Annotated in this window: 19 protein-coding genes and 1 pseudogene; 10 read left to right on the top strand and 10 right to left on the bottom strand. The window is 61.7% G+C overall.

Annotation, left to right across the window (positions count from 1 at the left end; genetic code table 11):
* Nucleotides 1-24: 24 nt before the first annotated feature.
* Nucleotides 25-534: a gluconokinase gene (locus WIR04_RS19605; protein WP_025325364.1), complete on the bottom strand. Its 510-nt coding sequence runs from the start codon at nucleotides 532-534 to the stop codon at nucleotides 25-27.
* 164 nt (nucleotides 535-698) lie between these two features.
* Here WIR04_RS19605 and WIR04_RS19610 point away from each other — a divergent pair, with 164 nt between their 5' ends.
* From WIR04_RS19610 to WIR04_RS19625, 4 genes are all read left to right on the top strand, one after another.
* Nucleotides 699-2,060, top strand: coding sequence for a GntP family permease (locus WIR04_RS19610; RefSeq protein WP_338889163.1), 1,362 nt, complete (start codon nucleotides 699-701; stop codon nucleotides 2,058-2,060).
* Between the two features lie 153 nt (nucleotides 2,061-2,213).
* Entirely contained in the window at nucleotides 2,214-3,563 is a 1,350-nt protein-coding gene (gene pssA / locus WIR04_RS19615) for a CDP-diacylglycerol--serine O-phosphatidyltransferase (RefSeq protein ID WP_307766030.1), read from the top strand.
* Nucleotides 3,564-3,740: 177 nt separating this feature from the next.
* On the top strand, nucleotides 3,741-5,810 hold the full coding sequence (gene recG / locus WIR04_RS19620) for an ATP-dependent DNA helicase RecG (RefSeq protein WP_338889167.1): 2,070 nt from the start codon (nucleotides 3,741-3,743) through the stop codon (nucleotides 5,808-5,810).
* Nucleotides 5,811-5,957: 147 nt separating this feature from the next.
* Entirely contained in the window at nucleotides 5,958-8,027 is a 2,070-nt protein-coding gene (locus tag WIR04_RS19625) for an AsmA-like C-terminal region-containing protein (RefSeq protein ID WP_338889169.1), read from the top strand.
* A 53-nt stretch (nucleotides 8,028-8,080) separates the two neighbouring features.
* Here WIR04_RS19625 and WIR04_RS19630 read toward each other — a convergent pair whose 3' ends face one another.
* A complete protein-coding gene (locus WIR04_RS19630; RefSeq protein ID WP_025325359.1) occupies nucleotides 8,081-8,989 on the bottom strand; it encodes a bifunctional GNAT family N-acetyltransferase/hotdog fold thioesterase in 909 nt (302 codons plus the stop codon).
* Between the two features lie 139 nt (nucleotides 8,990-9,128).
* Nucleotides 9,129-9,233, bottom strand: a pseudogene (locus WIR04_RS19640) (GNAT family N-acetyltransferase); the annotation flags it as partial.
* 51 nt (nucleotides 9,234-9,284) lie between these two features.
* On the opposite strand from WIR04_RS19640, the gene WIR04_RS19645 reads away from it, so the two are divergent.
* Entirely contained in the window at nucleotides 9,285-9,938 is a 654-nt protein-coding gene (locus WIR04_RS19645; protein WP_338892652.1) for a spermidine synthase, read from the top strand.
* Nucleotides 9,939-10,032: 94 nt separating this feature from the next.
* On the opposite strand, the gene dtd is transcribed toward WIR04_RS19645, so the two are convergent.
* The 3 genes from dtd to typA all read right to left on the bottom strand — a co-directional run bounded on the left by dtd (nucleotide 10,033) and on the right by typA (nucleotide 13,739).
* The gene (dtd, locus tag WIR04_RS19650; protein ID WP_338889172.1) at nucleotides 10,033-10,470 is read right to left on the bottom strand and encodes a D-aminoacyl-tRNA deacylase; all 438 of its coding nucleotides are present in this window, start codon (nucleotides 10,468-10,470) and stop codon (nucleotides 10,033-10,035) included.
* Between the two features lie 407 nt (nucleotides 10,471-10,877).
* Nucleotides 10,878-11,750, bottom strand: coding sequence for a virulence factor BrkB family protein (locus tag WIR04_RS19655; RefSeq protein ID WP_025325356.1), 873 nt, complete (start codon nucleotides 11,748-11,750; stop codon nucleotides 10,878-10,880).
* A gap of 177 nt (nucleotides 11,751-11,927) precedes the next feature.
* Nucleotides 11,928-13,739 carry a translational GTPase TypA gene (gene typA, locus WIR04_RS19660; protein WP_025325355.1) on the bottom strand — a complete coding sequence of 604 codons (1,812 nt, stop codon included), beginning with the start codon at nucleotides 13,737-13,739 and terminating at the stop codon, nucleotides 11,928-11,930.
* A gap of 350 nt (nucleotides 13,740-14,089) precedes the next feature.
* Here typA and glnA point away from each other — a divergent pair, with 350 nt between their 5' ends.
* From glnA to add, 5 genes are all read left to right on the top strand, one after another.
* On the top strand, nucleotides 14,090-15,499 hold the full coding sequence (glnA, locus tag WIR04_RS19665) for a glutamate--ammonia ligase (RefSeq protein WP_025325354.1): 1,410 nt from the start codon (nucleotides 14,090-14,092) through the stop codon (nucleotides 15,497-15,499).
* Between the two features lie 198 nt (nucleotides 15,500-15,697).
* A complete protein-coding gene (locus WIR04_RS19670) occupies nucleotides 15,698-16,273 on the top strand; it encodes a DUF4124 domain-containing protein (protein WP_025325353.1) in 576 nt (191 codons plus the stop codon).
* Nucleotides 16,274-16,359: 86 nt separating this feature from the next.
* Complete coding sequence (gene glnL / locus WIR04_RS19675) at nucleotides 16,360-17,415, top strand: nitrogen regulation protein NR(II) (protein WP_042648883.1); 1,056 nt, start codon at nucleotides 16,360-16,362, stop codon at nucleotides 17,413-17,415.
* 9 nt (nucleotides 17,416-17,424) lie between these two features.
* The gene (gene glnG, locus WIR04_RS19680) at nucleotides 17,425-18,843 is read left to right on the top strand and encodes a nitrogen regulation protein NR(I) (protein ID WP_010672523.1); all 1,419 of its coding nucleotides are present in this window, start codon (nucleotides 17,425-17,427) and stop codon (nucleotides 18,841-18,843) included.
* 142 nt (nucleotides 18,844-18,985) lie between these two features.
* Nucleotides 18,986-19,987, top strand: a complete 1,002-nt coding sequence (add, locus tag WIR04_RS19685) for an adenosine deaminase (protein WP_338889177.1) — start codon at nucleotides 18,986-18,988, stop codon at nucleotides 19,985-19,987.
* A gap of 68 nt (nucleotides 19,988-20,055) precedes the next feature.
* On the opposite strand, the gene hemN is transcribed toward add, so the two are convergent.
* From hemN to WIR04_RS19705, 4 genes are all read right to left on the bottom strand, one after another.
* Complete coding sequence (gene hemN / locus WIR04_RS19690; protein WP_338889179.1) at nucleotides 20,056-21,429, bottom strand: oxygen-independent coproporphyrinogen III oxidase; 1,374 nt, start codon at nucleotides 21,427-21,429, stop codon at nucleotides 20,056-20,058.
* Between the two features lie 31 nt (nucleotides 21,430-21,460).
* On the bottom strand, nucleotides 21,461-21,901 hold the full coding sequence (locus tag WIR04_RS19695) for a DUF2489 domain-containing protein (protein WP_338892653.1): 441 nt from the start codon (nucleotides 21,899-21,901) through the stop codon (nucleotides 21,461-21,463).
* A gap of 11 nt (nucleotides 21,902-21,912) precedes the next feature.
* Nucleotides 21,913-22,488 (bottom strand): Der GTPase-activating protein YihI, encoded by a 576-nt coding sequence (yihI, locus tag WIR04_RS19700; protein WP_307766035.1) that lies wholly within the window; start codon nucleotides 22,486-22,488, stop codon nucleotides 21,913-21,915.
* Nucleotides 22,489-23,286: 798 nt separating this feature from the next.
* Nucleotides 23,287-23,904 (bottom strand): c-type cytochrome, encoded by a 618-nt coding sequence (locus WIR04_RS19705; protein ID WP_025325346.1) that lies wholly within the window; start codon nucleotides 23,902-23,904, stop codon nucleotides 23,287-23,289.
* Nucleotides 23,905-23,948 lie beyond the last annotated feature (44 nt).

Consider the following 23,948-nt stretch of genomic DNA (forward strand, 5'->3'; position numbering starts at 1 on the left):
CAGGGGCCGGGATCGCGAGATGGCTCATTGCACCTGCGCCAGGGCGGTGACGGCGCGGTCAACCACCTGCTCGAAGGTGCCATCTATGTCGACGCGAAACACACCGGCCTCGCCATCCGGCCGCTCCAGGGTCTCAAACTGACTTTTTACCATGCCTTCCCGCATGAAGTGGCCCTTGCGTGCCCGCATCCGGTCGAGAATGAGGGACTGGCTGCCGTCCAGAAACAGGAAGTGTACCGATTCATTGCCCTCGCGGATCTGGTCGCGGTACTGCTTCTTGAGGGCCGAGCAGACGATGACGCCAAGCTCGTTCTTCTGCTCCAGGCTGTAGGCCGCATCGCGGATCCGCTCCAGCCAGGGAGCCCTGTCTTCATCGTTGAGAGGGTTGCCGCCCGCCATCTTCTGGATGTTGGCGCGGGGGTGCAGATCATCACCGTCGATGAACTTGGCACCCAGGGCGCTGGCCACCTTGAGGCCTATGCTGGACTTGCCACTGCCACACACACCCATCACGATAATGCTCTTGCCCGCCATTATTTGACCTCTCTCTCACTTTTCAAAAAACGTTTACCTGATGGGTTCTAAGTTAGCACGTTACCGGTAACATGTTACCGGTAACGTTGCGCAATGTGAAGTGGAGCACAGAAATGTGCAGAACAACTACTAGAACCATTTGAGGATATTTTATGGACGGAGCGATGAACACACCCGATGTCGCCTACCTGCTCTCGGTAGCCGCTGGCGCTATCGTCATGCTGCTGGTGCTGATCATGCGATTCAAGGTACATGCCTTCGTGGCATTGACCCTGGTCAGCATGCTGACGGCCCTGGCCACCGGGGTCACCTATGACCAGGTGATCCCCACCATGCTGACCGGTTTCGGCGGCACCCTGGCCTCGGTCGCGCTGCTGGTGGGCCTGGGGGCCATGATAGGCAGGATCCTGGAGATGACGGGGGGCGCCAAGGTGCTTGCCGACACCCTGATCAACCGCTTCGGCTCCCACCGCGCTCCCTTCGCGCTGGGGATCGCCTCCCTGCTGTTCGGCTTCCCGATCTTCTTCGATGCCGGCCTCATCGTCATGCTGCCCATCATCTTCAGCGTGGCCAAGCAGTTCGGCGGCTCAGTCCTCAAATATGCCCTGCCCTCCGCCGGTGCCTTCGCGGTGATGCACGCCTTCCTGCCACCCCACCCGGGCCCGGTGGCCGCCAGCGAACTGCTGGGTGCCAACATAGGGCTGCTCACCATAGTGGGTCTGCTGGTCGCGCTGCCGACCTGGTATCTGGGTGCCTATCTGTTCGGGCTCTGGTCCGGCAAGAAGTTTGATCTGCCCCTGCCCCCGAGCTTCACCGAGACCGCAGAGCGGCTCTCCGACAAGGCGCCGAGCTTCGGCCAGGTGCTCTCCATCCTGCTGCTGCCGCTGGTGCTCATCTTCATGGATACCGGCCTCAACACCCTGAGCGTCATGGGGGTGATCGACAAGGGTGCCGACTGGGTGAACGTGCTGCGCATGGTCGGCAAGACCCCGGTGGCCCTGCTCATCACTGTGCTCTATGCCCTCTGGCTGTTCCGTCAGACCCAGGGCAAGGTGCAGCTCGAGAAGTTCTGTAACGACGCCCTGGCCCCCGTCTGCGCCGTCATCCTGGTGACGGGTGCCGGTGGCATGTTCGGCGGCGTGCTGCGTGCCAGCGGCATCGGCACTGCCCTGGCGGACGTGCTCTCCGACACCGGCATGCCGGTGATCCTGGCCGCCTTTCTGGTCTCCACCGCCCTGCGGGTGGCCCAGGGCTCGGCCACCGTAGCCCTGACCACCACGGCCGCCCTGATGGCGCCGACGGTCGCGGCCACGGCCGGACTGAGCGATCTGGATCTGACCTTCATCGTCATCGCCATCGCCGGCGGGGCGACAGTGCTCTCCCACTTCAACGACTCCGGTTTCTGGCTGGTCAGCCGCTTCCTCAACATGGACGAGAAGACCACCCTCAAGACCTGGACAGTGATGGAGACACTGCTCGGTACCATCGCCTTCCTCATCGTTGCCATGGCAAGCATCGTCTTCTAACTCCCCCATATCGGGGCCCCATCAGGCGGCCCCGATATGGTGTTCCATCGACATTTTTACGGATTCTTGCTTGGGCCCATCGCCGCAGGTTGCTAGAATTGCCTATTCATCGCCCCGAGTGGAACGCTTCATCCCGTGATTTCAGGCTTCTCTATGCATTCATCGGCACATTATCGACAGTTGCTGGCACGTTTACCCCAGATCGCGGTTGCCGCAGATCAGTTCCAGGTACTCAACAGCGCCAAAGATTTCAAGAGCCGTATCCTCTCGCTCATCGCCAACGCGACCCAGCGTATCTATCTGATCGCCCTCTACCTGCAGGATGACGAGGCGGGACGGGAAATCCTCTCTGCCCTCTACGCAGCCAAGCAGCGCAACCCCGCCCTCGACATCAAGGTCTTCGTCGACTTCCACCGCGCCCAGCGCGGCCTGATCGGCAAGGGCAAACAGGGGGGCAACCACCTGATGTATCAGGCCATGGCCGCCCGCCATGAACACCAGATCGAGATCTACGGCGTGCCGGTCAAGGGCCGCGAGCTGCTCGGCGTCCTGCACCTCAAGGGCTTCATCTTCGACGACATCCTGCTCTACTCGGGTGCCAGCCTCAACGACATCTACCTGCACCAGCAGGAGCGCTACCGCTTCGATCGCTATCACCAGATCCACAGCCAGGCGCTGACCCGCAGCATGGTCAACTACGTGGATGACGTCTTCCTCAAGAGCGAGGCCGTGCAGCGGCTGGATCGCCCCGGCATCCCGGGCGCCAAGCAGCTCAAGGGGCAGATCCGCCGCTTCAAGCACAACCTGCGCACCAGCCAGTACCGCTTCGAGAGCATACCGGCCAACAGCCAGGAGATCGCCATCACCCCCATGGTGGGCCTGGGCAAACGCGGCAACCAGCTCAACCGGATGATCCGCAACCTGGTGCGGGCCACCGAGCGGGAGATCTTCATCTGCACCCCTTACTTCAACCCTCCCAAGGAGTTGAACAAGGACGTGGAAGCCCTGCTCAAGCGCGGCTGCAAGGTGACCATAGTGGTGGGCGACAAGACAGCCAACGACTTCTTCATCCCGCCGGAGGAGAAATTCTCCACCATAGGCGGCCTGCCCTATCTCTACGAGACCAACCTGCGCAAGTTTGCCGAGCGCAATCAGCACCATATCGACAGCGGCCGTCTCAACCTGATGCTCTGGTGTTGCGACAAGAACTCCTATCACCTCAAGGGGATCTTCGTGGACGAGGAGTGGGCCCTGCTCACCGGCAACAACCTCAATCCCCGCGCCTGGGCACTGGATCTGGAGAACGGCCTGCTGGTCCATGACCGCCACCACCACCTGCGCGTGCGCTTCCAGGAGGAGCGCGACTGCATCCTGGCCCATACCCGTCGCATCAGCCATTTCGATCAGATCGAGCAGATCAAGGATTACCCCGAGCAGGTGCGCAAGCTGCTTGCCAGGATCCACAGGGTCAGGGCCCACATCCTGCTCAAGCGGATCATCTAGGCCCTATCCGCCTCCCCTGTCTGCCCCTCCAAAGGCCTCCCGTTTTCGGCAGGCCTTTGTCCTATGCGCCCTCTCACCCCGCCCGGGGAGCCCCTGCCGCTGCAACGCGGCTTGCATCGAGACAGCAACAACCCCTATCATCTGGACATATTTACAGTGTTTTCGGGCATCTAATTGATGAAATTGGATAAAATTCCTCTCGATAGCCTCAAGGGCGTCGGCAGCAAGATGCTGGAGAAGCTCGAGCGGCTGGGGCTGGCCACGGTACAGGATCTGCTGTTCCACCTCCCCCTGCGCTACGAGGACCGCACCCAGGTGTGGCCCATCGGCGATCTGCCGCCCGGGCTGCACGGCGCCGTCGAGGGCGAAATCCAGGACACCCAGCTGGTCATGGGGCGCCGCCGCATGCTGGTGTGCCGCATCAGCGACGGCACCGGCAGCCTGACCCTGCGTTTCTTCAATTTCACCGCCGCCCAGAAGAACAGCCTTGCCCAGGGCCGGTTGATCCGCTGCTTCGGCGAGGCCCGTCCCGGCAAATACGGGCTGGAGATGGCCCATCCCGAGTACAAGCTGCTCGGCGAGGAGCAGGCCGGCCAGACCGAAGAGGCACTCACCCCGGTCTACCCGACCACCGAAGGCTTGCGCCAGCTCAGCCTGCGCAGCCTCACGGATCAGGCGCTGGCGCAGCTCGATCTCTACGGCGTGGAGGAGCTGCTGCCTGCCGGCCTCTACCCCCAGCAGATAGACCTCGCCGCCGCCCTGCGTCTGCTGCACCGCCCGCCCCCCTCGGTGGCGCTGGCCCTGCTGGAAAGCGGCCAGCACCCGGCCCAGCAGCGACTGGTGCTGGAAGAGCTGCTGGCCCACAACCTCTCCGTCCTCAAGGTGCGTGCCCAGGCGCAGACCCAGCTGGCCCGCACCCTCAAGCCTGCACCGGCTCTGGTGGAAAAACTGCTAAGCGCCCTGCCCTTCACCCCCACCGGTGCCCAGAACCGGGTGGTGGCCGAGATAAGCCGGGATCTGCAACGCAGCCATCCCATGATGCGGCTGGTGCAGGGGGACGTGGGCTCAGGCAAGACGCTGGTCGCGGCCTTGGCGGCGCTGCAAGCCATAGGCAACGGCTGCCAGGTGGGGCTGATGGCGCCGACCGAGCTGCTGGCCGAGCAGCACGCCATCAACTTCGCCAACTGGCTGGACCCCCTCGGCATCAAGGTGGGCTGGCTGGCGGGCAAGCAGAAGGGCAAGGCACGGGAGGAGGCGCTGGCCACCATCGCTGACGGCAGCGTCAAGATGGTGGTGGGCACCCACGCCATCTTCCAGGAGCAGGTGGTATTCCAGCGCCTCGCCCTGGTGATCATCGACGAACAGCACAGATTCGGGGTGCACCAGCGCCTCGCCCTGCGCGAAAAAGGGGAGCGAGAAGGGGTCCATCCCCACCAGCTCATCATGACCGCCACCCCCATCCCCCGCACCCTGGCGATGACCGCCTATGCGGATCTCGACACCTCCGTCATCGACGAGCTGCCGCCGGGGCGCACCCCCATCACTACTGTCGCCCTGCCGGACAGCCGCCGTCAGGATGTGATCGAACGGGTCAGGCTGGCCTGCGAGGAGGGCAAGCAGGCCTACTGGGTCTGCACCCTGATCGAGGAGTCCGAGGTGCTGGAGTGCCAGGCCGCCGAAGACACGGCCGCCGAGCTGCAAGCCCGGCTGCCCGGCCTGCACATAGGCCTGGTCCATGGCCGGATGCGCCCGGTCGAGAAGCAGCGGGTAATGGAGGAGTTCAAGGCGGGCATCTTGCAACTGCTGGTCGCCACCACCGTCATCGAGGTGGGGGTAGACGTGCCCAATGCCAGCCTGATGATCATCGAGAACCCGGAGCGGCTGGGGCTGGCCCAGCTGCACCAGCTGCGCGGCCGGGTCGGCCGGGGCTCGGTGGCCTCCCACTGCGTGCTGCTCTACCATGCCCCCCTCTCCAAGACGGCCCAGAGCCGGCTCGGGGTGCTGCGAGAGACCAACGACGGCTTCCTGATTGCCCAGCGGGATCTCGAGCTGCGCGGCCCGGGGGAACTGCTCGGCACCCGCCAGACCGGGTTGGCAGATCTCAAGATCGCCGATCTGGTGCGCGACCAGTCGCTCATTCCCCAGGTGCAGAAGATGGCGCGCTTCCTGATGGACCGGCATCCGAGCCATGTCGAACCTTTGATCCGCCGCTGGCTCGGCCTGCGGGATCACTATTCCAATGCCTGACCCGGGGATATGCATATGCAGAAGATGGTCAGATTCCTGATGGACCGGCACCCGAGCCACGTCGAACCCTTGATACGGCGCTGGCTGGGGCTGCGGGACCACTATTCCAACGCCTGATCCCCAACAGACCACAGGAGGAAAACACCGATGAATTCCTGGCTACGCGCCCTGCTCTATCTGTTTGCCTTCCTGCTGCTGTTCGTCTGGGTCGGCCTCGGCCTGTTCGACGCCGAGCGGGCCAAAGGCCCCATCGCCAGCTGGATCAGCCAGCAGACCGGCGTGCCTGTCACCATAGGCCGGCTGGTGTTCAACCCGCTTCACCCCTACACCCTGCTGGCGGAGCAGGTGCAATATGGGGATGCGGTGCAGCTGGAGAAGATCTATCTGGAGATAGACAACATCGACTGGCTGAACCGGGACGTGCGCATCGCCCACCTGGATCTCATCCGCCCCGTCATCAAGTTGCCACTCCCCAACCAGCTACCGACCCTGCCGGTGCACTCCCTCACCATCAGCGACAGCACCATAGACAACCTGAGCCTGCAGAGCGAGGCTTTGACCCTGCGCGGTCTGAGCGCCACCCTGAGCGACTGGGAACTGATCGATCCGAAACGCCAGCCCCAGGCCAACCTCAGCCTCGGCATCAACCAGCTGGAGACGCCGCAGCTCACCCTGGCCCGCCTCAGCCTCAAAGGGCGACTGGAGGGGCAGGTGTTGAGCACGGACAAGCTGACCACCAACCTGTTCGACGGTCTGCTGGAAACCGGCATGGTGCTGAACTGGCCGGATCGCAGCCTGCAACTGCACGCCTTGAAGGCCCGTGGCATGCGGGTCGAACTGGGGGACATCCCTCAGGGTGAATTCCCCCTGCACCGCATCACCCTGGATCGGGGCCAGCTCGATCGGGTCAGCGTCAACGCCATAGAGCAGGAGCTCTCCCTCAACAACTTCAGCGGCCAGCTCACCGCCTTCGACTGGCAGGCGGGCAGTCAGCCAAGCGGCTATTTCTCCGGCACCCTGTCAGATCTCGGCCGCGGCCTGTTCCAGCTGGAAGCCATAGAGGGCAAGCTCGCCTTCTCCCCCCGGCAGATCGATGCCGAATTGCGGGGCAAGGCATACGAAGGGGAGTTCAATGTCGAGCTTGCCCTCGACACCCAACTGCAAAAGCTGACTCTCAAGGACATGGCCCTGAGCGGCATGGACATCAGCCTGCCGGAAGGGTGGTGGCTGGAGTGGCAAGGCGGGCGCCCGCAGCAGATCGACGTACGCAAGCTGGCCTTCGACAAGCTCAAGGTGCTCTCCTTCGACGACACCCTGCCCCTCTCCCTGACCGGCTGGCAGCTCTATCTGAGCGATCTCAGCCTGAGGGGCAACCAGCCGGGCCCGCTGCTGGGCAGAGCCCGCATCGAGAGCAAGTGGTTCGAGCTGGTGTGGGATGGCTTGAGTGCCCGCAACGGCGTGCTGGACGGGGAGCTGACCCCCAGCGCCTGGCAGCTCAACAGGCTCAGCAGCGAGCTGCCGGATGAGGGCTCCCTCAGCCTGAGCGGCCAATGGGGCAAGGTGCCCGGGCAGGAGAGCCGCCTGCAACTGCAGGGCAGGCAGCTGGATCTGGAGAAATGGGGCGAACTGCTCCATGCCCCCGTCTCGCTGGCGGGCAAGGTGGATCTGGTGACGGATCTACAGGCCGATCTGGCCCCGCAGCCGGAGCAGGCCGCCGGCAACTGGCGCCGCACCTTGCAGGGCAGCCTGAGCCTGGAGGCCAGGGATCCCTTCTGGGACAAGGTCGGGATAGACCCCCTGCTGGATAACTGGTTCAAGGAGGCGACTCCGCCCACCCTGACCCCCGAGACCCTGTGGCAGGCGATGCAACAGGGGGATACCCCCTTCTACCACATCAAGCTGAAGGCCAGGGCCGAGCAGGGCAAGCTCCAGATCGAGCAGGGCGGAGCCTCCACCATCACCCATCTGCTGGCGTTGCAGGGCGGGGTCGATCTCGCCAGCAACCAGTGGCAGCTGGATCTCGGCGTGCTGAACAAGCGGCGCTGTGCCGAGTTGCTGGCGCTCTGGCGCGGCCCCCTTGAGAGTCCGGCCCTGGAATGGCGCTTCCCGACCGAGGAAGCCGCTTGCGACTGGGAGACAGGTGTACGCTACCCTGCCCAGGGGCGCAGCGGCCCGCTCCGGCGACCGCAGACGCCCCCGGCCACAGCGGCGCAATGACGAACAAGGCCTCATCATGAGGCCTTGTTGCTAACGGATGCCGGACGACGGGGTCAGTGTCCCGCCCGCTTGATGGGCAGCACCACATACTGGCCGACAAACTCCACCGCCAGTTTGCGGCCGCTGAACAGCTGCACCCGCAGACTGAACTTGGCGGACTCCCCGTTCTTCAGCGGCGCCAGCACGGCGGGCATCCCCTCCCGGGCGACCCTGGCCTCCGGCTCCTCGCTCACGGGTCTGTAATATTTGATGTTGCCCTCCGCCAGCACTGTATCCCCGCCCAGACCGGCCTCCTTGAGCTGCAGCCAGATGAGGCCCCAGCCCGCCAGTACGCACTGGCTGTAGATGCTGCCGGCGAACATGGTGTCGTGGACGTTGAGGTTGGCCGCCAGGTTGGCCTTGAGGTGGAAGGTCTGGCCATCGTAGTGGGTGATGTGCACCCCCATCTTCTCGCTGATGGGGATCCCCCTCGACCAGCGGGTGGTGAGATCCTGACACCACTCGGGGCGATACTGGATGGTCTGCAGCGGACTGATAGATTTGATCATCTGTCGATGGGGAATACGACCGAAGGAGACGGGCCCCTCACCCACCTCGAGAAAACCGCACCTGCGATAGAACTCCACCGCCTCCTGGCGTGCGTTCATCACCAGCCGTTTCACCTTCTCGTCCCGGGCAAGCTGTTCGAGATCTTCCACCATGCGGGCCCCCAGCCCCTGACCGCGAAACTCCGGGCGCAGCGCCATAAAGCGGATCTGGGCCTCGTCACCCCCGATGAAGAGGCGACCAACGGCAATGGGGGTACCGTCTTCGGCCAGCATCAGCCGATGAATGGCGACGGTATCGTATTCGTCACGCTCGGAGCCCACGGGCAGATTGAAGGGCTTGCGTAGGAGTTCCCAGCGTAACTGGTAGTAGGCATCCAGCTCGGCTGGAGTTTGGGGGGTGACTACCCGGTACATAAAGAGATCCTTGAGTTTGCGCCGACGGGCAGATTGAAGGGCTTGCGTACCAATGCCGCCCAGCGCAGCTGGTAGCAAGAGTCCAGCTCGGCTGCCGTTTGAGAAGTGACTACCCGGTACATAAAGAGATCCTTGAGTTTGCGCCGACGGGCAGATTGAAGGGCTTGCGCACCAATGCCTCCCAGCGCAGCTGGTAGTAAGAGTCCAGCTCGGCTGCCGTTTGAGGAGTGACCACCCGGTACATAGCGACATCCTTGAGTTACACTGGTCGAAAGCCATCTTGCCGTGCAAATTCATGGACTTCAATCTGCAAGCGTACCAAGCCGACCACTTATTGCACCTCAGCGCCAAACCCGAACGCCGCCTCTCCATACTGGAAAATGCCCGCCACCGCTGGCTGGAAATGGACGGTGTGGTGCAATCCGCCATGAGCCTGAACCAGCCGGAACACCTCTGCCTGCCCCATCAACAGAGCATCGCCGAGCGGCTGCCCGCAGAGGCGAGCCGGATCCTGGAGCTGGGGTTGGGAGGGGGGGATCTCACCCGCCATCTGGGGGCGCGCTGGCCCGAGGCCCGCCACGACTGCGTGGATCTGGACGCCGAGATCCTCACCCTGTTCCAGCAGTTCTTCCAGGACGCCTCGCAGCGCCCCCCTAGACTGCATCATGCGGACGCCCTGCACTTCCTGCTCCAGAGCCAGGACGCCTACGATCTGGTACTGCTGGACTTGTTCAGCCAGGACGGCAATCCCCTGCTGCTGTTCCAGGCGCCCATCTATCAGGCGCTGGCCAGATGCCTGCGCGGCACCCTCATCGTCAACCTGCTGCCACGGACCCATCTCGAACTGGCGCTGGCCAAAAGGCTGGCCGAGGAGTGGATCGGCCCCACCAACGCCCACGGGGTACCGGGTTATCGCAACGTCATATTGCACGCCACCAATCTCGCCTAGGGCCTGTTGCGAGCCCTCACTCTTGCTGGCGGATCGCCGCAAGAGCCCTCGGCAGGGTGAAAAGCCAGCGCAGCCCGGGCGCCAGCAATGACACCTACACCCGCAGCCAGAAGGTCACGGGGCCGTCGTTGAGCAGCCTGACCTTCATATCGGCGGCAAAACGTCCTGTCTCGGTCGGCATGCCGCCCTCCTTGGCCCGGGCAACGAAGTAGTCATAGAGCCGCTCGGCATCCGCGGGATGGGCACCGCCGGAGAAGCTGGGCCTCATCCCCTTGCCGGTATCCGCCGCCAGGGTGAACTGGGAGACCACCAGCAGGCTGCCCCCGACCTGGCCCACATTGAGGTTCATCTTGCCCTCTGCATCGGAGAAGATGCGATAGCCGCTCACCTTGTGCAGCAGCTTGTCGGCCTTGGCTTCATCGTCCCCCTGCTCTACCCCGAGCAGCACCAGCAAACCCTGGCCTATGGCTCCGGTTACCTCCCCCTCGACGGTCACGCTGGCCTCTGACACCCGCTGGATCAATGCAATCACATCCCTCTCCTCTCAAAACAGAACGACCGCCGCCGTCGTCATGACGGGGCGGTCGTTGATGCTACCAATAAATGCCCTGCCCGAGCCAACGCCTTTCCCGCCAGGGTCGGCGCTATATCAGGCAAGCCTCAGGCCAGCCCTCGTTGCCGGGCTTCTCATACTCTCCAAGGCAGGCAGTGGTTTTCGCACCGAGCAACACCACCAACCAGCTCAAGTGTTTACAAAGGCCCAGACGAACAGAATGGATATCGGTGCCAACACTCAGGCCAGCTCCTCGTTGCCCGGTTTCTCGTATTCCCCCAGGCAGGCGGTGGTCTCCGCACCGAGCAAGACCACCAACCAGCTCCAGTGTTTACAAAGGCCCAGACGAACAGAATGGATATCGGTGCCAACAATGAGCGGCTGATTCAGGCCAGCTCCTCGTTGCCCGGTTTCTCGTATTCCCCCAGGCAGGCGGTGGTCTCCGCGCCGAGCAAGACCACCAACCAGCTCAGATAAACCCAAACGAACAGAATGGGGATGGTCGCAAGAGCGCCGTAGATGGCCTGATAGGAAGGGAAGTTGGTGATATAGATGGAGAAGCCGCGCTTGGCCAGCTCGAACAGGGTGGCCGCCACCAGGGCGCCGATCAAGGCGTGGGTCAGCCGCACCTTGCAGTTGGGCACCACGGTATAAATAAGCAGGAAGCCGAACACAGAGAACAGGAAGGGCAGGCTGCGCAACACCAGGTAGCCGGCGCCAAACAGGCTGTCAGCGGCAAACAGCTTCAGCGACAGTATGTAGGAGGAGATGGCGAGGCTGGCCCCGATGAGCACCGGACCCAGGGTCAGTATCATCCAGTACATGGCAAAGGCCTGGGCCAGAGGTCGATTCTGGGTCGAACGCCAGATGTAGTTGAGGTTCTTGTCGATGGCCGAGATCAACATCAGGGCCACCACTATCAGGGCGCCTATGCCGACCGCAGTGGTGTTGGTGGCATTGGCCACGAAGCCGTCTATGTACTCCTTGAGCATCTCGCCGGCGGTGGGCACGAAGTTGTGATAGACGAACTGTTCCATCTGCTGTTTCAGGGTCTGGAACACCGGGAAGGCCGACATCATGCCGAACACCACTGCGACCATGGGCACCAGAGAAAGCAGGGTCACATAGGCCAGGTAGCCGGCGGTGACCGTCAGCCTGTCCTGCTGGAAACGGCCCCAGACGAACTGGGCGAAATGGGCACCATCATGGCGCAAGAAGGAGACTGCGTGGGCCAGACGGCCGCGGATTTGCTGCTGCATCTTGATTCTCGTAAGCGTCATCATGCAGATATTGTGTCAGATAGGGTGCCCATCTGACCACCCATGAGCCGGTTCGCGGTCATCACCATCGACCATACCGGGGTGAGAACCCACCGCACGACCATAAAAAAAGAGGCCATAAGGCCTCTCTTTGGTCTGTCGATGAACAGCTATCGATCAAGCACGACCGGCGCGCTTGCGATCCATCTCGGTCAGCAGTTTCTTGCGGATACGGATGGCCTTGGGAGTGATCTCTACCAGCTCATCATTGTCGATGAACTCGAGAGCCTGCTCCAGGGTCATGCGGATCGGCGGAGTCAGCACCTGGGCTTCGTCGGTACCGGAGGCACGCATGTTGGTCAGCTGCTTGCCTTTCAGGCAGTTGACGGTCAGGTCGTTGGAACGGGAGTGGATCCCGATCACCTGGCCTTCGTACACTTCGGTCGCGTGACCGATGAACAGACGACCACGGTCTTGCAGACCGAACAGGGCGAAGGTCAGGGCCTTGCCGGTAGCGTTGGAGATCAGCACGCCGTTCTGACGCTCACCGATGCTGCCACCCTTGTGCGGACCGTAATGGTCGAAGGTGTGGTACAGCAGGCCGGTACCTGAAGTCATGGTCAGGAACTCGGTCTGGAAGCCGATCAGGCCACGGCTCGGGATCATGAAGTCCAGACGGACACGACCCTTGCCATCCGGGGTCATGTTGGTCATCTCGCCCTTACGCAGGCCGAGTTGCTCCATCACGGAACCCTGGTGGATCTCTTCCACGTCTACGGTAACGGTTTCGAACGGTTCTTGCAGAACACCGTCAACGGTACGCAGGATAACTTCCGGACGGGATACCGCCAGCTCGTAACCTTCGCGACGCATGTTTTCGATCAGGATGGACAGGTGCAGTTCACCACGACCGGAGACACGGAACTTGTCCGGATCTTCGGTCTCTTCCACGCGCAGGGCCACGTTGTGGACCAGCTCCTGGTTCAGACGCTCCAGGATGTTGCGGGAGGTCACGAACTTGCCTTCTTTACCGGCGAACGGTGAGGTGTTGACCTGGAAGGTCATGTTCACGGTCGGCTCGTCGACGGAGAGCGGCGGCAGAGCTTCGACGGCGTTGTTGTCACAGACAGTGTCGGAGATCTTCAGCTCGCCCAGACCGGTGATGGCGATGATGTCGCCCGCTTGCGCGTCGGCCACTTCGGTACGGGACAGACCCAGGTAACCCAGCACCTGACCGACTTTACCGGTACGGCTCTTGCCGTTGGCACCGACGATGGTGACCTGCTGGTTGGTCTTGACGCGACCACGGGTGATACGGCCGATACCGATAACACCGACGTAGGAGTTGTAGTCCAGCTGGGAGATCTGCATCTGGAAACCACCGTCGGCATCAGCCGCAGGTGCTTCCACGTTGTCGACGATGGCCTGGAACAGGGGTTCCATGTTCTCGGACGGTACGTCCTGATCCATGGTGGCCCAACCGTTCAGTGCAGAGGCGTACACAACCTTGAAGTCCAGTTGCTCATCGGTGGCACCCAGGTTGTCGAACAGATCGAAGACCTGATCCATTACCCAGTCAGGACGAGCACCCGGACGGTCGATCTTGTTGATGACCACGATCGGCTTCAGACCCTGGGCGAATGCCTTCTGGGTCACGAAACGAGTTTGCGGCATAGGGCCGTCAACGGCGTCGACCAGCAGCAGCACGGAGTCAACCATGGAGAGCACGCGCTCAACTTCACCACCGAAGTCGGCGTGTCCCGGGGTATCAACGATGTTGATGCGGTAGTCGTTCCAGCGGATCGCAGTGTTCTTGGCGAGAATGGTGATGCCACGTTCCCGTTCCAGATCATTGGAGTCCATGATCCGTTCCTGACCTTCGCTGGTGCGATCCAGAGTGCCGGATTGCTGCAGCAGCTTATCAACCAGAGTCGTTTTGCCGTGGTCAACGTGCGCAATAATCGCAATATTGCGTAAATTCTCTAACATTCTCGCCTCAAATCACCGGGTAAAATTGGGCGCTAATTGTACTCTCGCCTTTGTGATCTGCCTAGCAGAATTGCAGACCATTCGCGTACAACAAGGGATCTGGATCATGGACCCCGCGCCAAAAGCCTGCTTAGATGGTCTTGACACGTAGGCGCACCACGATGGTGCACCAAAACGATCCAAGGTTGCACCACTTTGAGGCGCAGCCAAGCATGAAAGCGGGAGTCCCGACAGCCTGAAAGGGTGCAAATGCCCTGAAATCAAGCTGTCACAAACTTGGCACGATACTGGCTTATGTGAATGTGATGACGCATTCACCCAAAGAGTTTTAACACCGGAGGTTACTTAGCATGTCAGCCCAGAACGTTTTGGCCCTGATCCAGGAACACGAAGTCAAGTTTGTTGATCTGCGTTTTACCGACACCAAGGGTAAAGAGCAGCACGTATCCATTCCTTCCCACCAGGTCGACGAAGACTTCTTCGAAGACGGCAAGATGTTCGATGGCTCCTCCATCGGCGGCTGGAAGGGCATCAACGAGTCTGACATGGTGCTGATGCCGGATCCGGCCTCCGCCAAACTGGACCCGTTCACCGAAGAGACCACGCTGAACATCGTCTGTGACGTGCTTGAACCTGCCACCATGCAAGGCTATGACCGCGATCCGCGCTCCATCGCCAAGCGTGCCGAAGATTTCCTGAAAGCCAGCGGTATCGCTGACACCGTGCTGTTCGGGCCGGAGCCGGAATTCTTCATGTTCGACAACATCACCTTCTCCAACACCATGGGCCACAGCTTCGTTAAGATCGAATCCGAAGAAGCTGCCTGGAACTCGGGTACCGAGTACGAGCACGGCAACAAGGGTCACCGTCCCTTCGTCAAGGGTGGTTACTTCCCGGTTGCGCCGGTTGACTCCTCCCAGGACATCCGCGCCGCCATGTGTCTGGTGCTGGAGGAGATGGGCCAGGTCGTTGAAGCTCACCACCACGAAGTGGCCACTGCCGGTCAGAACGAGATCGCAACCCGCTTCAACACCCTCACGCTGAAAGCGGACGAAGTGCAGGTGCTGAAGTACGTGATCCACAACGTGGCCCACGCCTACAACAAGACAGTCACCTTCATGCCGAAACCCATGTTCGGTGACAACGGCTCCGGCATGCACTGCCACCAGTCCCTGGCCAAGAACGGCGTCAACCTGTTCGCCGGCGACCTGTACGGCGGTCTGTCCGAGATGGCATTGCACTACATCGGCGGCATCATCAAGCACGCCAAGGCCATCAACGCCTTCGCCAACCCGACTACCAACTCCTACAAGCGTCTGGTGCCGGGCTATGAAGCCCCCGTCATGCTGGCCTACTCCGCCCGCAACCGCTCTGCCTCCATCCGTATCCCGGTGGTGCCGAGCCCGAAGGCCCGTCGCATCGAAGTGCGCTTCCCGGATCCGGCTGCCAACCCCTACCTGGCCTTCGCTGCCCAGCTGATGGCCGGTCTGGACGGCATCATCAACAAGATCCATCCGGGCGATGCCATGGACAAGAACTTGTATGACCTGCCGCCGGAAGAAGCCGCAGAAGTGCCGACCGTTGCCGGTTCCCTGGACGAAGCCCTGTCCGCACTGGATGCTGACCGCGAGTTCCTGACCCGTGGCGGCGTCTTCAGCGACGACTTCATCAACTCCTACCTGGAGCTGAAGCAGCATGACGTGGATCGTGTCCGCATGACCCCGCACCCCCTGGAGTTCGAGCTGTACTACTCCGTCTAATCCGGTGCCCTTGCTTCATCATGACAAACCCGCCATCTGGCGGGTTTTTTATCTAAGAGGCTGAAATATCATGACTCATCGCCTCAAGCACCATGGGGCGTCCGGCTCGGCGAGCCCGTTCTTCACCGCGCATCCGACAAGAGGCCCGACATTTTTTTCTCTGATAGGATTAAGGTGAACCCCGTCAAGGAGAGATGGATGAAAACAGTACACCCGACATGGACGCTGGGCCTCTTGCTGATGATCTCCTGCACCGCCCAGGCGGCCAGAGTCTATTCCTGGATCGATCCCCATGGGGTGACCCACTACACCGATGCCCCTCCCCCCGGCAAGAACGCCAGGGAAGTAGACCTGCGGGTCTCCCCCCTCATAGGCACCTCCCCCCACTCGGTCCAGGTCGATGACTTCAACAGCCTGACCGGCGTCGATGCCAGGAAGGCCTTGGAAGCCGCCCCCCTGGAGATAGAACTGCTCTCCCCCGAGCCGGGCAGCACGCTGCGCGACAACACGGGCAACATCGTCTTCCAGGCACAGGTCCATCCCCAGGCACCGGTGCAATATGACGTGCGCCTGCTGCTGAACGACAAGGCCATTCCCCTCGTTCACAACAGCCTGGCCATCCGGGTGGAGAACCTGGATCGCGGCGCCTACGAGGCGCGGCTCGAGCTGCTCGCCAAAGACGGTACGATCCTTGCTAAATCCAAAGCAGCCACCTTTTACCTGCATAGAACAACTGTGAATCAGGCTCCCAAAGCCACCCCCAAGGCCAATTAGGGGTGATGTGACGCACCGATGCGGGTAAACTTAATGCACCATATCGGTGCATAACAGGTGTAAAGCACCGTTTTAGGGAGAAACCTGTGCCAACCCGCTTGGATCACGCCAAGACACTCTTGGACAACCTGCTGACCGCCGTCATTCTGATGGATGAGCGGCTCTGCATTCAATTCGTCAACCCGGCGGCCGAACAGCTGCTTTCCCTCAGCGAACGGCGACTGATCGGGATCGAACTGCCCCATCTGCTGGAGCACATCTCCCTCGACCTGCAACGATTCAAGCAATGCCTCATTTCGGGGCAGGGCTTCACCGATAGCGAAGTCACCCTGGTGGTGGAAGGAGAGCCCAGGCTGGTGGAGATCAGCGTGAGCCCCATGGCCGACCACGAGCAGCGGCTGATGGTGGTAGAGCTGCGCAAAATCGATCAGCAGAAGAAGATCAGCCAGGAGCTGCAGCAGCATGCCCAGCAGCAAGCCGCCAAGGAGCTGGTGCGCGGGCTGGCTCACGAGATCAAGAACCCCCTCGGGGGTCTGCGCGGCGCGGCCCAGTTGCTGCAAAAGGAGCTGCCGGATCCGGCCCTGCGTGAATACACCGGCATCATCATAGAGCAGGCCGACCGCCTGCGGGTGCTGGTCGATCGGCTGCTCGGCCCCCAGCGGCCGGGACGCCATCAGATGCACAATGTGCATTCGGTGCTGGAGCAGGTGCGCCGGCTGGTAGACCTGGAGCTGCCGCCCCAGATCCGCATCGAGCGGGACTACGACCCCAGCATTCCCGAGTTCGAGATGGAGCCGGACCAGCTGCAGCAGGCGTTTCTCAACATAGTCCGCAATGCCGCCGAGGCCCTCGGTGATCAGACCGGGCTCATCCGCATCAAGACTCGCACCGCCTTCCAGATCACCATCCACGGACAGCGCTACCGCCTGGCCGCCGAGATCAAGATCATCGACAACGGCCCCGGCATTCCCGATGCCATTCGCGACACCCTCTTCTACCCCATGATCACCGGCAAGGAGGGGGGCACAGGGCTCGGCCTCTCCATCGCCCAGAATCTGATCGATCAGCACAAGGGGCGCATAGACTGCATCAGCTGGCCCGGCCACACCGAATTCACCATCTACCTACCACTTCGCAAGTAAGGGAACCTCATGACAGCAAAAGTGTGGATCGTCGATGACGACAGCTCCATCCGCTGGGTGCTGGAGCGCACCCTTGGTAGCGAAGGCTTCGAATGCGAGAGCTTTGCCGATGGCGAAGCCCTGCTGAGTTCGCTGGAGATGCGCTCACCGGACGTGATCCTCTCCGATATCCGTATGCCCGGTATCGACGGCCTGAGCCTGCTGGAGCAGATCCACCGCCGCCAGGCGGATCTGCCCATCATCATCATGACGGCGCACTCGGATCTCGACAGCGCGGTCAACGCCTACCAGCGCGGCGCCTTCGAATACCTGCCCAAGCCGTTCGACATCGACGAGGCGGTCACCCTAGTGCGCCGCGCCGAGAATCATCTGAAAGAGCAGCGTACCAAGCGCAAGGCACGCCAGCAGGAGGCCACCACCACCCCGGAGATCATCGGTGAGGCCCCCGCCATGCAGGAGGTGTTCCGCGCCATCGGCCGGCTGTCGCGCTCCAGCATCTCGGTGCTGATCAACGGTCAGAGCGGTACCGGCAAGGAGCTGGTCGCCCATGCCCTGCACAAGCACAGCCCCCGGGCCCACAAGAACTTCATTGCCCTCAACATGGCGGCCATCCCGAAGGATCTCATCGAATCCGAGCTGTTCGGCCATGAGAAGGGGGCCTTCACCGGCGCCAACAACATCCGCCACGGCCGTTTCGAGCAGGCCGACGGCGGCACCCTGTTTCTCGACGAAATAGGCGACATGCCCCTCGACGTCCAGACCCGGCTGCTGCGGGTGCTGGCCGATGGCCAGTTCTACCGGGTCGGCGGCCATCAACCGGTGCAGGTAGATGTGCGGATCATCGCCGCCACCCACCAGAATCTGGAGAAACGGGTCGCCGATGGCGAATTTCGGGAGGATCTGTTCCACCGCCTCAATGTCATCCGCATCCATATCCCCGCCCTCAAGGAGCGGCGGGAGGACATACCTCAGCTGGCCCAGCATTTCCTGCTGAGGGCCGCCAAGGAGCTGAACGTAGAGGCCAAAAGCCTGCACCCGGATACCCAGACCTACATCAGCCGCCTGCCCTGGCCCGGCAACGTGCGCCAGCTGGAGAACGTCTGCCGCTGGTTGACCGTGATGGCCTCGGGTCAGGAGGTGCTGGTCGGCGATCTGCCCACCGAGCTGCTGACCCCCATCACCAGCACGGCGGAGCCGGGTCAGCCCGCCCTGACCGGTGGCTGGCAACAACAGCTGCAGGACTGGGTGGCCGCCAAGCTGGCGCTGGGGGAGACCGACATCCTGGCCGATGCCATGCCACAGTTCGAGCGGATCATGCTGGAGACGGCCCTGGATCACACCCATGGCCACAAGCAGGAGGCCGCCCGTCTGCTCGGCTGGGGTCGCAATACCCTGACCCGCAAGCTCAAGGAACTCGACATTCCCTGAGTCTCCGGGAAAAACGATTCCCATCACGCCTTGAGGGAAAGCCTGACCAATCAGACCCCGTTTGCCTGCAAACGGGGTATCTTTTTCAAGATCCCCGCCTAGAATGACAGGCTTTCCAACCCGACTCGCAGAAGGCGCCATCATGATTGACAGATCCCTCCCCCTGACCGACCTGCACCGCCATCTGGATGGCAACATCCGTCCGCAGACCATTCTCGAGCTGGGTCGCCTGCACAACATCCCGCTGCCAGCCGATGAGCTGGAGGCCCTGCGCCCCCACGTGCAGATCGTCGAGAACGAGCCGAGTCTGGTGGCCTTCCTGAAGAAGCTGGATTGGGGCGTGGCCGTGCTGGCCGATTACGACGCCTGCCGCCGGGTCGCCTACGAGAACGTGGAAGATCTGCTGCGTGCCGGCATCGACTATGCCGAGCTGCGCTTCAGTCCCGCCTACATGGCGATGGCCCACAAGCTGCATCCGCAGGGTGTGGTGGAAGCCATCATCGACGGCGTGGCCGCCGGCAGCCGCGACTTTGGCATCAAGACCAATCTGATAGGCATCATGAGCCGCACCTTCGGCACCGAACAGTGCAACAAGGAGCTGGCCGCCTGTCTGGCCCATCGCGACAAGCTGGTCGCCATCGATCTGGCCGGTGACGAGCTGGGCTTCCCGGGCACACTCTTCACCGAACATTTTCGCAAGGTGCGGGATGCAGGCATGCGGGTGACGGTGCACGCCGGTGAAGCCGCGGGCCCCGAGAGCATGTGGCAGGCCATTCGCGATCTCGGCGCCGAGCGTATCGGTCACGGTGTCAAGGCCATCCAGGATCCGGCCCTGATGGCCTACCTGGCGGAGCATTGCATCGGCATCGAGTCCTGCCTCACCTCCAACATCCAGACCACCACTGTCGCCAGCCTGACCGAGCACCCGATCCGCCAGTTCCTGGCCGCTGGCGTGCTGGCCTGCCTCAACACCGACGATCCCGCGGTGGAAGGCATTGACCTGCCCCACGAATACGAGGTGGCCGCCCCGGCCGCCGGCATGACGGCGAGCGAGATCCGCACCGCCCAGCAGAACGGTCTGACCTTGGCCTTCCTGAGCGATGGCGAGAAAGCTGAACTGAGCGCCCGCGCGGCACGGCGCTGAGTGCAGGCAAGCCCAATAAAAAAACCGCCGAGAGGCGGTTTTTTTATGTTCAGTGCCGGGGTGGCGGCTCAGATCACCCGGGAAAACTGCTGCTGGCGCGCCTTGCTGCGCAGGTAGACGTCGAAGCACATGCAGATGTTGCGAATGAGTAGCTGACCGGTGGAGACCACCTCAAGCCCGTCGTCTGTCATGCGCACCAGACCATCGTCGATGAAGGTCTGCAGCAGCTTGAGATCCTCGGCGAAGTACTCCCGGAAGACCAGGCCATGGGCCTGCTCGACGGCGGCGAAGTTCAGGGAGAAGTCGCAGATGAGGCGCTTGATCACCTCGCGGCGGATCAGGTCGTCCCGGTTGAGTGAGCACCCCTTCCACTGGGCGTGGCCGAGCGTCTCCACCTGGGCGTAATAGGTTTTGAGATCCTTCTGATTCTGGGAGTAGGCATCCCCCATCATGCTGATGGAAGAGACCCCCAGCCCCAGCAGATCGCAATCTCCCTGGGTGGTGTAGCCCTGAAAGTTGCGGTGCAACTTGCCCTCGCGCTGGGCCACCGCCAGCTCGTCATCGGGTTTGGCGAAGTGATCCATGCCGATGAACTGATAACCCTGACCGGTGAGGAAGGCGATGGTGTCCTGCAGCATGGCCAGCTTCTCCCGGGGGGCCGGCATGTCTTCCTCCTTCAGCTTGTGCTGGGCGGCGAAGCGGCTCGGCAGGTGGGCATAGTTGAAGATGGAGAGGCGGGCCGGATCCGTCTTCAGCACTTCCTCCAGGGTGTGGTGGAAGCTCTCCCGGTTCTGGTGCGGCAGGCCGTAGATGAGGTCGAGATTGGTGGAGCGGAACCCCAGTGCCCGGGCGCGCTCCAGCATGGCACGGATGAAGTCGTTGTCCTGCTCGCGGTTGACCGCGACCTGGACCGCCTTGTTGAAATCCTGCACGCCGAGGCTGATGCGGTTGAAGCCCAGCTCCCGCAGCACATCCAGCATGGAGAGTTCGATCTCGCGCGGGTCGACCTCGATGCTGATCTCGCCTTCGTCCGCGAACTGGAAGTGCTCCCGCAAGATGTCCATCAGGCGACGGGTCTGCCCTTCGTTCAGATAGGTGGGGGTGCCGCCGCCCCAGTGCAGCTGGGTCACCAGCCGGTCCTTGAACAGGGGGGCCTGCGCCTTGATCTCCTGCTCGAGGTAATCGAGGTATTGATCGGCCTTGTGCTGGTGACGGGTGATCACCTTGTTGCAGCCGCAGTAGTAGCAGAGCTTGTGGCAGAAGGGGATGTGCACATAGAGCGACAGATTGCGCGCCGGATACTGGCCCGCGGCCTGGACGAAGTCCGGATAACCGAAGCCCTCGTTGAACTCCAGCGCGGTGGGATAGGAGGTGTAACGCGGGCCGCTGTAGTTATATTTCTCGATCAGGGCCTGATCCCACACAATCTGTTCTGCTTGCACGCTTGCTTCCTCTTTCTTTGTTATCCAGGGCTCACCGGCTTAGCTGAAAGTCCTTCAGTCGGGCGACATCCTTGAGGATCTGCGCCTCCAGCTCGGCCTCGTAGCCGCTGCGTTCGAGATCCATCTTCATCACTTCGTTGCGCTTGAGAGCTCGCCTCGCCTCGTGAGTCGGCATCTCCTTCACCTTCTCGTAGAGGCCATAGAGACCGGGGAATTCACTGGCGAAGGCTCGCCCTCCCTTGATCTGCAAGGCATCCAGCAGGTTGGTCAGCCGGATGGCCCCCTCCGAGTAGTCGCACTGACCATCCCGTACCGCATGGGCGATCACCCTGACGCTGTCGAGGATGCGCTCGTTACGGGCCGCAATGGCCTGCCGCTGCATGTCGTGCTGACGCTTGAGACGCGCCAGCAGGGTGCCGGCATAGACAGCCATCCCCAGCAAGACAAGGCCCCCCAGCAGGGCGGCCAGCATCCATCCACTCATCACTTCTTCTTCGGCTCGGGCTTGGGTTCGGGCTGATAGTCAACCTGGCTGAAACGCTCCCACAGCTCTTCCTCGGAGGCAGGCTGTCTCGGCTCTTCATACTCGACGTCGTCAAAATCACCGTCGTCATCTTCGTCGGTGTCTATGATGCCGAGCTCGTCCATCAGCTCCTGATAGCGATCGACGCGCTGATCGACCCAGGCCTGCTCGGCCGCTTCCAGGGTTTCGCCGGCATCCAGTCGATCCAGCAGATCGTTCAGGCGATCATCGTTCTCGATGGAGGCCAGCTCCTGCTCGGGCGTCATCACCAACTTCTTCTCTTTTTGTGGTTTGCTCACCACGGACTGGGACTTCTTTTCTTCCACGATCAGCACGACCGGCTTGCGGGAGCCGATGCGCGGATCCTTGGCCTGCTTGCCACTGCCGCCCTTGTTGCCCTGCTCGACCTGCTGACGGGAGCCCGCCTTCAAGCCCTTGCGCTTGGCGGCGCGTTTGCGCTCACGGCCTTCCAGGGCACTGGCATCTGATTCTTTGCGCTTGCCGGTAGGCTTGCGGGTGGGTTGTTTGGCCGACATGAATGACTCCGACAAATAACTGGATTGAAACCCCCGGTATTGTTTCGTCCGGGGAGGATGCTGAAGCGGGGAACAGTAAATCTGGAACAAGAGTGGGATCCCGCACCAATTCGACCATATTGGGCCGCTGAACACCGCAGGATCGGCATCCTCTGGGCATGTTGCTGGTATTTTGACACAGAATGCCTTGGCGGGTTAATGACCCAACAGAAAAAAGGCAGCCGAAGCTGCCTTGATCCTGTCATGCGAGTCCCATTCCCTGGCTGCAAATCGCCTTATCCCTGGGCGTACCTCTGCGCATCATGTCGTTAGGTCTTCCTGACCCTTGTTGCTCGATCCTGAATGTGCGTGTGCTTGTCTAACCCAGGCGGACAACATCCGGTCGTCTTTCTGGGGTGGTTGCCTCCCGCAGCCCCGCTCATCCCTGGCGGTCACCATCCTGGTCTCTGACTCCCTTGCTCATCACTTGCCTGCTGAGCCGACTCCCTGTCCAACCCGCCGAACGCCAACAGCTCGCCCGGTCATTCCATGGGCTCACTGTAACAATTTCGCAGTAGGGCTCAATCCACTCGGCATTCTTTCAAATTAAGATAAGTGGCCATCTCATTTTTAACATATTGAAAGTTATAGCTTCTGCATCGAAGGCTGAATGCTGTTTCAGCCCCGACCGGGCTCGGAAATGGGGGATCTCTTACAACAATGCAGGGCATTTGCAGGCATGGCGCCAGAAGCCCCAAAAAAGAACAGGGGACCTTGATAGTTCCCTGTTCTTTTCAACAAGATAGATTCCGGACCTTATCAGTGCAGACCCGCCACATATTTGGAGAGGGCTTCAATATCCTGATCCGTCAGCTTCCTGGCCACATCCCGCATCATGCCATTGGGGTCATTGTCACGGGCTGCCGCACGGAAGGCGGTTAGCTGCGCCTTGATATACGCAGGGTGCTGCCCCGACAAGCTGGGATACTTGGCCTGCTCTACGCCGGAACCGCGAGGACCATGGCAGGCGGTACAAGCGGCCAGACCACGTTCCATGTCGCCTCCCATATAGAGCGCCTTGCCTGCGGCAACCACGTCATCGGGCACGGCAACCGGAGTCACCTTCTGGCTGGAGAAGTAGGCGGCCAGGTCGTCCATGTCCTGATCGGACAGAGGCAACGCCATGGGTCCCATGATGGGAGCAACCCGACCAGTTTGGCCAGAAGCTGCAGCCTTCAGTTCAACTAATTGTTTTTTGATATATGATGCGTGCTGACCAGCAATCTTGGGATACATGTCGACTGGGCTGTTGCCGTCCGGTCCATGACAGGCCGCACAGACGGCAGCCTTGGTTTGTCCCGCAGCGGCATCGCCCTTGGCTTGTGCCATCCCAGTTACGCCAACCATCAGAGCAAGTGTAATGACTAGGTTCTTCATGGCGTTCCAACTTTCTCGTTATTAGGCTTCCAGATCCCATGCCG

Origin of the sequence: Aeromonas rivipollensis, from assembly GCF_037811135.1 — a bacterium.
GTDB lineage: Bacteria > Pseudomonadota > Gammaproteobacteria > Enterobacterales > Aeromonadaceae > Aeromonas > Aeromonas rivipollensis.